The sequence below is a fragment of the Pseudomonas mandelii genome, assembly GCF_024138395.1.
Lineage (GTDB): Bacteria > Pseudomonadota > Gammaproteobacteria > Pseudomonadales > Pseudomonadaceae > Aquipseudomonas > Aquipseudomonas mandelii_E.
Map to the genome: position 1 here is coordinate 17,337 of NZ_JAMYDU010000039.1, position 10,730 is coordinate 28,066.

General features: G+C 57.6%; 8 protein-coding genes. 3 read left to right on the plus strand and 5 right to left on the minus strand.

Going from position 1 to position 10,730, the window contains the following annotated elements:
* The first annotated feature begins 89 nt into the window (after nt 1-89).
* Together NHU87_RS27535 and NHU87_RS27540 are read left to right on the plus strand one after the other, a co-directional pair.
* Complete coding sequence (locus NHU87_RS27535; RefSeq protein ID WP_253554668.1) at nt 90-1,793, plus strand: ABC transporter ATP-binding protein/permease; 1,704 nt, start codon at nt 90-92, stop codon at nt 1,791-1,793.
* 238 nt (nt 1,794-2,031) lie between these two features.
* A complete protein-coding gene (locus tag NHU87_RS27540; protein ID WP_253554671.1) occupies nt 2,032-2,724 on the plus strand; it encodes an SOS response-associated peptidase family protein in 693 nt (230 codons plus the stop codon).
* A gap of 18 nt (nt 2,725-2,742) precedes the next feature.
* Here NHU87_RS27540 and NHU87_RS27545 read toward each other — a convergent pair whose 3' ends face one another.
* From NHU87_RS27545 to NHU87_RS27565, 5 genes are all read right to left on the minus strand, one after another.
* Nucleotides 2,743-4,062 carry an outer membrane protein transport protein gene (locus NHU87_RS27545; protein WP_253554674.1) on the minus strand — a complete coding sequence of 440 codons (1,320 nt, stop codon included), beginning with the start codon at nt 4,060-4,062 and terminating at the stop codon, nt 2,743-2,745.
* A 162-nt stretch (nt 4,063-4,224) separates the two neighbouring features.
* Entirely contained in the window at nt 4,225-6,126 is a 1,902-nt protein-coding gene (locus tag NHU87_RS27550) for an acyl-CoA synthetase (protein ID WP_253554676.1), read from the minus strand.
* Complete coding sequence (locus tag NHU87_RS27555; RefSeq protein WP_253554679.1) at nt 6,126-7,082, minus strand: fumarylacetoacetate hydrolase family protein; 957 nt, start codon at nt 7,080-7,082, stop codon at nt 6,126-6,128. Before NHU87_RS27555 ends, NHU87_RS27550 begins: the two co-directional genes overlap by 1 nt.
* 175 nt (nt 7,083-7,257) lie before the next feature.
* On the minus strand, nt 7,258-8,349 hold the full coding sequence (locus NHU87_RS27560) for a VOC family protein (RefSeq protein WP_253554682.1): 1,092 nt from the start codon (nt 8,347-8,349) through the stop codon (nt 7,258-7,260).
* Between the two features lie 85 nt (nt 8,350-8,434).
* Nucleotides 8,435-9,049 (minus strand): TetR/AcrR family transcriptional regulator, encoded by a 615-nt coding sequence (locus NHU87_RS27565; protein WP_030130673.1) that lies wholly within the window; start codon nt 9,047-9,049, stop codon nt 8,435-8,437.
* A gap of 350 nt (nt 9,050-9,399) precedes the next feature.
* Here NHU87_RS27565 and NHU87_RS27570 point away from each other — a divergent pair, with 350 nt between their 5' ends.
* Nucleotides 9,400-10,635: an NADH:flavin oxidoreductase/NADH oxidase family protein gene (locus NHU87_RS27570; RefSeq protein ID WP_253554684.1), complete on the plus strand. Its 1,236-nt coding sequence runs from the start codon at nt 9,400-9,402 to the stop codon at nt 10,633-10,635.
* Nucleotides 10,636-10,730 lie beyond the last annotated feature (95 nt).

Here is a 10,730-nt window from a genome sequence, read left to right on the forward strand (position 1 = left end):
AGTTTGAGAACTGTTAACCTACCACGTTTTTTGAATTCCGAAGATTCAACACGGCGGGTCAATCCCCGAGTTTGCCAGGCAGGACTCCGATGTTCATCCAAGATATGAAGTTGCTGGCCGCACCTTACTGGTCAGCTCAAGGCCGTCGTCGCGCGTGGCTGACACTCGCCCTGGCCATGCTGGCAGTGGCCGGGATCATTGCGATCCAGGTGCGCTGGAACGAGTGGAGCCTGGGTTTTTACAACTCGTTGCAAAGTCTGGACGCCGCCGCGTTCGGTTATCACGTCGTGGAGTTGCTGGTACTCGACGTCGCCTTCATCGTCTGCACCATGGCCAAGTTCCAAGTGCAGCAGCGCTTGCTGATCAGTTGGCGAGAAAAACTCACCCAGGCCTTTCTCGGCAAGTGGCTCGACAGCCAACGCTATTATCGCAGCCGCTTTCACAGCGTGACCTACGACAACCCCGATCAGCGCATTGCCGAGGACTGCAAGATCTTCGTCGAGCAGACCCTGGACCTGGGCTTGAACCTGCTCCAGGCGATCATTCTGGTGGTGCTGTTCAGCATGATCATGTGGCGCATTTCCGGCACGCTGGAATTTGAAGTCGCCGGGCATGCCGTCGCCATTCCCGGCTATATGTTATGGCTCGCCTTGATCTACGCCGTGATCGGCAGCGGCATCGCGCACTGGATCGGTAAACCGCTGATCGGGCTCAATTTCCTGCAACAACGTCGTGAGGCGGATTTTCGTTTCGGCCTGACGCGTCTGCGTGAAGACGCCGAAAACGTCGCCCTTTCCCGTGGTCAGGGCTGGGAAAGCAAGCAGTTACTGGGACAACTGGGACTGCTGCTGAGCAACTACAGCAAGCTGGTTCGCTCGAAAAAACACCTGTTGGGCATTAATGCGGCGTATGAGCGATTTGCCTTTACCTTGCCGCTGCTGCTGGTGTCGCCGCGCTTCTTCTCGCGGGAAATCCAACTGGGACAACTGACTCAGATCGCTTCGGCTTTCGGCGAAATTCAGGCTTCTCTTTCGTTTCTGATTCGCAGCTACCCGCAAATCGCCGAATGGCGTGCGACCAAGACTCGCTTATGCAGTTTCTGGCGTGAACTTGACGCACTACCCGCACCGGTCGACCCCGTCACCCGTCGTACAGCTGGCCTGCGGTTGCATGATTTTGCACCGCTGAACGAGCACGGTTTACCGCTGTTCGAACCGCTGACGCTGACCTTGGCTCCCGGCGAACGGCTGCTGCTGCGGGGCCCTTCCGGCGTGGGCAAGACCACCCTGCTCCGCTCGCTTGCAGGATTGTGGCCACGGCACCAAGGCAGTGTCGAACTGGACCGCGAGGGTCTACTTATCTTGCCGCAGAGGCCTTATTTGCCCAATGGTTCGTTACATGAATTGTTGCATCAAACCGGCGAGACCGGTGCTATCGAAATCGATGAAGCACGCCTGGAAGCCGTGCTCAAACTGACAGAGTTGCAGCACTTGCCGTTGCACAGTACCGATGACTGGAGCCGGCGATTGAGCCCCGGCGAGCAACAGCGCCTGGCTATGGCCCGCGCCTTGCTGATTCGGCCACCCTTGCTGTTCCTCGATGAAGCCACTTCGGGCCTTGACGACAGTGCCGAGCGACGGTTGTACGAAGCGCTGGCGGCAGCCGACATTACGCTAGTCAGCATCGGCCATCGCGAAAGCCTCGATGCGTACCACACCTGCGTGATCGACGTGGTGCCAGTGGCTTTGCCCTCCGCGCCCAAACCAATCCCCTCCACCACTCTGGAATTTTGAGATTATTGATATCGTTGTCAAAAAAATCATAACTGGATAAAAACGCAGTACCCAAGCGATGCAGTGATTGCTCAATCGGTCGCTGATGATCGGTAACGTTTCGTCTCTATGCCCTGATCAACTATTCAGACTACCGCGCCCGGCAGCTATCTTGACCATGGCGGCTATCATCAATGGCTTCGTCATCAAGCAGCCAGGTTCTGGTCTACGCTGAAAGCATGATCGGAGGGCTCCAACCATGTGCGGACGTCTTTCCCAATACCGGGGCATTCATGACTTTGTCGCAGCGCTCAGCATTCCAAACGCACTGATCAACTATGCAGGCGACCAGCCTTTCGAGTGTTACAACGCCGCGCCTTCCACTCAACTCGCCCTCTTTCACCAGGAAGGTCAGTTTCTGCGGGCCGACATGGTTCGCTGGGGTTGGCGACCGCATTGGATCAAAGACCGCGCCGCACCGATCAATGCCCGTATTGAGAAAGCCGCCCACGGCCTATTCTTCCGCGCGATCTGGCCGCACCGGGCAATCATTGCCATCGACAACTGGTTTGAATGGGTTGATGAAGGCGAACCGAAAAAGCAGCCCTACCTGATTCGCCGGCGGGATCGGGTGCCGATTCTGTGTGCCGCGATTGGCCAATACCCGAGCGCCGAGCATGGTCCAAGCGAGCATGACGGCTTCGTGATCATTACCTCCGATAACACCGGCGGCATGCTCAATATTCATGACCGCCGGCCTGTGACGCTTTCACCGGAACGGGCCCGTGAATGGCTGAACCCGGCGACGCCCCAAGAGCACGCCGAGCAAATGGTACTGTTGCAAAGTGAGCCGACCGAGGCGTTCGAGTGGCTCCAGGTAGACCGGGCAATCGGCAACGTGCGGAATCAGGGACCGGATTTGATAAAACCGATCGGAGACTCACTTCTCTGACGTGGGCGCAAATGGAGATCAGTACCGATAAGTTGCCTGTACTGAAATCCCATTCGCACTATTGTCGTAATTGGCACTGTATTCCGGTTGAAGACCGGAGTTGTTCGAGTGCTGTACGGAAACTTTGGAATCCCAGAGATAACCATAAGCAAAGTCGATCGTCAGATCGGAATTCGGCGAATAAGCGCCGCCCAAGGTCACGGCCTGGCGATTCCCGACCGGAACGCGCACGCCGCGATCGGCATTTCCAATAGGCGACGGATCATAGGCGTAGCCTGCGCGCAGCAGCCATTGTTGGTTCAATTGATAAGATGCGCCAATCGCGGTAGACCAAGTGTCGTGCCAGTTCATTTCTTCGGTCACACGTCCCAGGCCAGCCGCCTGGCCCAAGGGGGAAAGACCGCTGTTGACTGCCTCGACCTTCTGGATCCGACTCCAGCGTGTCCAGGTGGTCCCCAGGTATCCGGTCCAGCGATTATTGAATCGATGGGTAACAGACGTATCCACTGATTCAGGCATCGTAAGGTCTATCTTGTTGTCATAATTTCCGTCCAGCGGGATAACGCTCGGGGAGCCGGAAACCTCAGTATGCCCCTTGAGGTGATAGCTCACTTTCGAGTGATAGGTAATCCCCCAACGGGTTGCCTCGTTAAAGTCGACCAAGAGGCCGACGTTGTAGCCAATCGCCGTGTCATCGCCTCTGATGGTAACCAGTGTGTCCTGGCCGTTGTTCAGGGCGCCGGTTGCCATGTAATTCTGAAGCTTTGCATTGAAACGGTTCAGGGTCGGTCCGCCACCAATGGACACGTAATCATTGATCCGATAGGCAATGGTCGGCTGCAGGGTTATCTCCTTGGTCGTGCTGTAGGAGCCATGGTAGCGGCCCTGAAAAGAGCCCTCGTAATCATTGATCAGACCACTGGGAGCATAGAGGCCCAGCCCCATTGAAAAACGATCGTCAAGCGGCGTCGACATATAGGCGAAGGGCACGACGCCCAAAGGCACCGAGTCCCCCTTGTTCGTTCCTGTGGCACTGCTCTGCGCATCACTGATGTCGTCACTCACCGAGACGACCGCGGCGCCGCCGGAAATCTCACTACGCTTCAACTTGGTCAAGCCTGCAGGATTTCCATAAATGGTGCTGGCGTCCAGCGCGGAAGAGGACCTTCCTGCATAAGCAGTTCCCGCACTGCTTGCACTTTGTTCATTAAGGCCAATGCCGTTGGCGCCTGCGGTGGTTGAAGCGGTGAGTATGGCGAGGGCACTGGCGAACTTAATCCAGACAGCACATTTTCGCTGAGTAGAGAGACAAGGGATCACACGGCTATCGAGTTTCATTTTCCACCTCTTGTTTTATTGTTTTTGTTGATTCACGCAGGCAAGGCTTCGCCTTCCTGTGCACTTTTCAGTGCCGGTTGGAGTTGATCGAAGTTGGGTAAAGGGCCCTGACTGAACAACACCAGGGCACGACTGCCGCGATTACAGATGCAAATCAGAGACTCAATTAAGCCACTCGGTTTGAAAGCTATAGCGCCCCAAAAGCGGAGCCAGGACTTCTTGGGCAGTTCCGGCCCGGATGCAGGCGACATGCCCACGGCGATTGTCCTGCACGACCTCAACAGCAATATTCGAAAGCCCCAGGCGTTCCACTTCCTCCTGGACTACTTTGGCAATCTCCCGCTGTTGCAAAGCGGGCTTGAATATCTTGCCCACGGCAGTCAGTGGCAACGCATCGAGGATTTCAATGCGCTTGGGCACGGCTGCCCGCTCGCTGATATTGAGATGAGCGAATGCCTCAAGTTCTTCGGCGTTGCAAACTTGCCCGGGGCGCAGTTGAACGTAGGCGACCGGCACCTCGCCCGAGTAGGCATTGGGGCTGCCGATTGCAGCGGCCAAGGCGACGGCGGGATGCGCTTGCAGAGCCTCCTCGATTTGCTTGGGATCGATGTTGTGACCGCCGCGAATGATCAACTCCTTCTTGCGTCCGGTCAGCCAGAAGTAACCCTGAGCATCCTCACGCCCCAGATCGCCCGTATTCAGCCAGCGCTGACCGTCGATATCGATCCAAAGGCCCTGGTTATGACGCTCCTCCAGATAGCCATTGAAGACATTCGGGCCACTGATCGTGATGAGGCCGATCTCATCCACGTTGGCGTCGCGCAGGTACTCTCCAGCATCATTGAGCACGACCGCGCGCATATTCTGGTAGGCGATCCGTATCCCGATGGAGCCGATATGGCGCTCGCCATGGGGCGGATTGATCGAGGAAACGCAGGCGCCCTCAGTCAGACCGTAACCTTCAAGGATCTTTACCCCGGTCCGGCGCTCGAACTCCCGGAACAGCTCAGCCGGCATGGGTGCGGCGCCACACATTGCATAGCGAAGGCTGGACAGGTCGCGGCCCTCGCATTCATTTTGCAAAAGTGCGGCATAGACAGTTGGCACGCCGGAAAAGAAGTTGATACCGAAATGCTCGACCATTTCCCAGAATCGCGGGATCACCCCCTCGCCACGATAGCCATGAGGCGTCCCGAGGATCACATGGTCGCCTTGAGTCCAGGGCATCAGCCCCGTCACCAGTTGTCCATTGACATGAAACAGCGGCAGGCCACAAAAGATCACCTGGCCACCACTGCGTGGCTGCAGATGAGCAGACATGGCCCATGCATTGAATACTTCCGAGCCATGGGTACGCGCGGCGATCTTCGGGAGCCCGGTGGTGCCGCCCGTACAGATGTAGGAAGAGCACTCATCCCGGCGGATTTGCCGACCGCTCTTCAGGTGTGTGTGCGGCTGAGTACTCATCAGCGATTGCCAATCGTGGATCGCGATATCTCGGTGTAAGTCTCGTTCCTTCAGTGCCGCTGCTTTCAGGGCCCCACGCACGGGTTCGGCGACATAAGGCTCCATGCTGACCCAAACGACAGACCTGACGATGGGTAACTGATCCAGCTGCGAAGCCAGTTTGGGCCACAGATCGCTGCCCGCCGTCGGCGCGAGCGTCACCACCACGGAGGCCTTCGCGGCATCCAGCAAGCCAGCTATCTGCTTGGCCTCGAGCAGAGGATTGATCGCCATGACGATGCCCGCCGCCTCCCCGCCCCATATCGTGAAATGGGTCTCCGGCAGATTGGGCAAGATAAAGGCAAGCACCTCGCCCGGTTTTATACCCAAGTCATTGAAGGCATTCGCCGCGCGGGTGATATCCGCGAAGAGCTGGGAGTAGTTCCACTTGTAGGTACGCCTGAAATCGGCGGCATCGGCGAAGAAGCTCAGCGCCGGTGCCTGAGGGGAGCACCGGGCTGCCTGTCGCAGCGCTTCATAAGTGCTGCAAGCCAAGCCACGTTCCGACAGGGGGACTTGTTCGAGACTTTCGATGTCACTCAGGGTCTGCACAACCATCAGGCTTCCTCCACGACTCGGTTGCGTTGCACGCCGAGGTCGATCACACCATCGGCGCTGCGAATGCGCGCCTCGACTACGTCACCTGACTTGAGATATTGCGTCCGGCCCTCTTGCGCCTTGAGGAAAAGCTTCCACTTGGTGGCTTCTGGCATCAGGGCCGCAATACGCTGCTTGGCAGGCGAAGGGACCGTTAGCGCACAGCCGGCAGGCGTACCGGTGGCGATCAGGTCTCCAGCAGCGAAATCTTGCAGGGCGGAGAGTTCGGTAAGGGTTTCAGCGGGGCCGTAAACCAGGTTGGCCGTGCTGTCGTTCTGTCGCACCTGGTCGTTGACCGTCAGGCGCAGCTGCAGCGCTTTCAGGTAATGAATGTTCGTGGCATCCAGAAGGCAGAGGTACGGGCCGACCGGGCCGAAAGTGCGGAAGCTCTTGCCCTTGTAGAACTGCATCTGGGGAATCTGAATGTCGCGAGCCGAGTAATCATTAACGATGACGACGCCTGCAATGAACTCATGCAGATTGGCGTCGGTGACAGCAACAGCGCCGGTGATCGAGCGCTTCATCACCAGCCCCAGTTCGATTTCGTAGTCGAGGAAGCGCACGTTGCGCGGCTTGATCAGGTCGCTGTCAGCCGCCACCAGGCAACTCGTCGCCTTGGTGAAGATCATGTTGAATTTCTTCGCATCCGGGTCCATGCCCGACTCGATCATGTGCTGACGGTAATTGGCGCCCTGGCAGACGAACTGCTGGTTACGGGTCACCGGCGACAGCAGTTTCACTTCGCCCTCTGCAAGCTCCGTACCCTTCAATTGAGCGAGGTCATCGATACTGTTCTGGCGAATGAAATCACCGGTGGTTTCAAATGCACCGGGGACAACCGTGATACGGCCCTGGCGTAGCACGCCCCAGTGGATACCGTTCTGAAATTCGAAGCGGACTACGTGTACAGCAGACATTGAAGGTACTCCTGGAGCGGCGTTTGTCTCGTGCTCGGCGGCGCGAGAACTGTGGTGTTGTTCTGAGGGGGGGCTGGCAACGCTGTAGACCAACGAGCCGCCGACGATCAAGGCGCCGGCTTTGAGCACATCCCGCCGACCATATCTGGTTGCATTGCCTGACATGGCGGCAGCTCTACCCGAACATCCGCATGAGCGTTATCAACTTGCGAATGCTCAAGTCCGGACTGCGTCGCAGGTTGCGAAATAGCGCACGCAGATTGGCCAGGCTCATCTTCGGTTTTGTAAAAAGCTTGGGCATGCGCTGCCCCCACTGCGCCATTGCCTCGGGGCTCACCGGATGAATGCCCATGGGCCGTGCAGCCGTGAAAATATCCCCGTCGCAGTAATGCTCGTGCTTATCGCCCCAAGGGTCTTGCCAGTAATCGAAGATCTGACTGCCCAGAATGTGTCGACCGATGCCCCACGAGTGCACCCAACCGCGCTCGCGCAGGACGCGCTGCCCCATTCCCACAGCATCTGCATCGACAACCTCATAGGCGCTATGGCTATAGGTCGCCATGAACCCTTGCGCTATCGCGAGCGTATGGTGATCCGCCGGAATGTCACCAAGGTCAAGGCGCAAAAAGGTGACAATAGGCGTGCCATCGGGGAGTACCTGCACATCGCTGGGAATCAACCCGAAATGCTTCGTATACCAGGCACAGGTCGCCTGGTAGTCAGCCACTTCGATGACGATGTGGCCCAGTTTGAGTACTTCAGACGGAGCAATCGGCGGGCGCTGCGTGGCGTTGATTCGCGGTTGCTCCTGCGCCAGATTCCAGGGAAGAGGAGCTCTGTGTCCCAGCGTTATACCGGCGGTCTGGTCGCAAACAGCTTCCACAATGAAACCCGAGGGATCGGTCAGCCTGACGTAATACCCGCCACCCGGATGTTCGGATTTCTCGACCGATGACGCGCCTGGGATTCGCGTCAGTTTTTCCAGATCCTTGAGCGACTGGACTGCCAGTCCGAACCCGACAAAACGTGCCTGTTCTGCACGATGGACGCGGTAACAGTATGCAGTAGGGTCGGCGGCGCGCAGGTAAAGCGTATCGGCGTCCTGCTGACTGACCGTCAGGCCGAAATCCGTCAGGAACCGCGCCGCCTCGTTCAAGTCCGGCCGTTGAAAGATCAGGTGAGTCAGGTCCTGAGCCTTCACCGTCGGTTGCGGATGCCGGGCAGGCTGTGGTGTGGCTAACCGGGGCAATTCATTTTTGTTAGTCATTGTTGTTGTTTTCCGGGTTTTCAGGGTAAAGCCGTCCCCGCACCCCTGAAAATCCAGGAGTGTCTAGTTGGGTCGTTTGACTAATTCAGTCGAGAGAAGGAAGTACCGGCAACTCTGTGGTCGCCAGCGCACGAGCCTCCTCTGGTGACACACCCAATGCCCGCAGCACCAGCTCGGCCGTGTCAGAGCCCGATTCGCGCCACGTTCTGTGCCCTTCCAGCACCAGGAAAATCGAGCCGAGGACGCTGCTCGATATCAGCGTCAGCACCGAGAGCAATTGCTCCTTTTCAAACGTGTACCGCCCACTGGACAGCCCGCTGAGAAGATCCGTTGTCGCTTGGCTGCTGAACATTTCACGCAACGAAGCATTGCTCATGGCGAATTTATGGATGAACGCCCCCCACTGGGAGTCCTCGTGCGCTCGACGAATGAACAATCGAATGCCATTGGCAAGGCGCTGAGCCGGATCAGAGAGGGAATTGAAGCTCTTGTTGACGCGCTCATGCATCTCCTTCGCGAGATGGCTGGCGACCGCCTCAAACAGGCTTTCCATGCTGTCGATGTTGCTATAGACCGTTCCGCGCGCCACGCCTGCCTCTTGTGCGAGGTCAAGAATGTTCACTTGTGAGGTGCCTCTTTCAGCGAACAGGCGAAAGGCGGCTTGATGAATGCGGCGCTGTGTTGGATTCAGGGATTCCACGGTTCTCTCTCCAGGATTACCTTATGGCCTGATTGAACACTTGTGTTCAGTTTCAGTCAACAACGTTTTTTGAATTAAATACGTTTTTCTCAATGAGATCCTTTCTATGGCGTAAAAACCGGATGGGTAGATTGGAGGCAGGATCGTTGAAGGGTTCTACGCATTGACACAACTGAACACGCGTGTTCAGCTATATCGTGTTTCTGGCTCGCCGTCCCGGCAGGTCATCAGCCGGCCCATCGATGCAAACCAGGACCTCAACAACCTGAGCAAGCACTGCGCAGACGGTGCTCAAACGGTATGACCCTTAGCGATGGCTGGCCGAATTCTCATCAGCTGAAGGACAGAACATGACCGGCTCAAACCTCTTCAAACCGCTTCTTTTGCCTAACGGCACGGTGATTCCAAACCGAATCGCCAAGGCTGCCATGGAGGAGAATCTTGCCAATGAGGATCACGCACCAGGGGAAGCGCTGGTTAAGCTCTATCGCCGTTGGGCGGAGGGCGGGGCCGGCCTGATCATCACTGGCAACGTCATGGTTGATCGCCACGCCTTGACCGGACCGGCTGGCGTGGTGCTTGAGGACGATCGGAACCTGAGCCAATTCAGGTTATGGGCCGATGCTTGCCGCAGTCGTGGAGCCCAGGCCTGGATGCAAATCAATCATCCCGGAAGGCAGCTGTTGGCTTCCATGGGGCAATCGGCACGGGGGCCCTCCGCGGTAGCTGTCGACATTCCCGGACTATCAAAGGCATTTGTGCCGCCCAGGGCCTTGATTGAGCAGGAGATCGAAGAGCTGATCACGCGCTATACCCAGGCTGCAGTGTTGGCTGAGCGTGCCGGATTCACCGGCGTGGAGATTCATGCAGCGCATGGTTACCTGTTCAGCCAATTCCTTTCGCCCTTGACCAACCGGCGTAGCGACCGCTGGGGTGGCAGCCTGGAAAATCGTGCGCAAATTCTCCTGCAAACCATCGACGCAATACGTCAGCAAGTGGCACCGATCTTTTGCGTCGCTGTGAAGCTCAATTCCGCTGACTTTCAGCGCGGTGGTTTCGATGCCGAGGATGCGGCTCGCGTGGTGGAAATGCTCAACGCCAAGGCGGTCGACCTGGTCGAGTTGTCCGGTGGCAGCTATGAAAGCCCGGCGATGCAGGGGCAAACCCGCGATGGCAGCCGCTTGGCTCGAGAAGCCTATTTTCTGGAGTTCGCGGAAAAAATAGGAGAAATAGCGCGCATGCCGCTGATGGTCACCGGCGGCGTGCGCAGAAAGGAGGTCGCGGAGCGAGCGGTGAGCGGCTCGGTGTCGATGGTGGGGCTTGCCACTGCATTGGCAATCGAGCCGGCCCTGCCCAGCCAGTGGATGGCAGGTCAGGACACCGAAGTGGAGCCCATCGTCGTCCGCTGGAAGAATAAGGCGCTGGCGTCGCTTGCAGTGGCGTCGGTGATCAAGAAGCAACTCGGCCTGTTGAGCCAAGGCAAAAGGACAAAACCCAGGACGTCGCCACTCATGGCATTGATCGGCAATCAGCTGAAGTCTCATCGCCAGGCCAAGAGCTATCGGCAATGGATTGGCCGGGTTTAGCGTAATGCCAGTCAGTTAAGGGTAAATCGGACCTGTAGGAGCCAGGCTTGCCGGCGAAGGCGTCCTTAAGAGCGCCTTCGCCGGCAAGCCTGGCT

What these genes read in the sequence shown, in the direction of transcription:
- NHU87_RS27560 (WP_253554682.1), bottom strand. Translation starts at nt 8,349, where the DNA reads ATGACTAACAAAAATGAATTGCCCCGGTTAGCCACACCACAGCCTGCC.
- NHU87_RS27550 (WP_253554676.1), bottom strand. Translation starts at nt 6,126, where the DNA reads ATGGTTGTGCAGACCCTGAGTGACATCGAAAGTCTCGAACAAGTCCCC.
- NHU87_RS27535 (WP_253554668.1), top strand. Translation starts at nt 90, where the DNA reads ATGTTCATCCAAGATATGAAGTTGCTGGCCGCACCTTACTGGTCAGCT.
- NHU87_RS27570 (WP_253554684.1), top strand. Translation starts at nt 9,400, where the DNA reads ATGACCGGCTCAAACCTCTTCAAACCGCTTCTTTTGCCTAACGGCACG.
- NHU87_RS27555 (WP_253554679.1), bottom strand. Translation starts at nt 7,082, where the DNA reads ATGTCTGCTGTACACGTAGTCCGCTTCGAATTTCAGAACGGTATCCAC.
- NHU87_RS27545 (WP_253554674.1), bottom strand. Translation starts at nt 4,062, where the DNA reads ATGAAACTCGATAGCCGTGTGATCCCTTGTCTCTCTACTCAGCGAAAA.
- NHU87_RS27540 (WP_253554671.1), top strand. Translation starts at nt 2,032, where the DNA reads ATGTGCGGACGTCTTTCCCAATACCGGGGCATTCATGACTTTGTCGCA.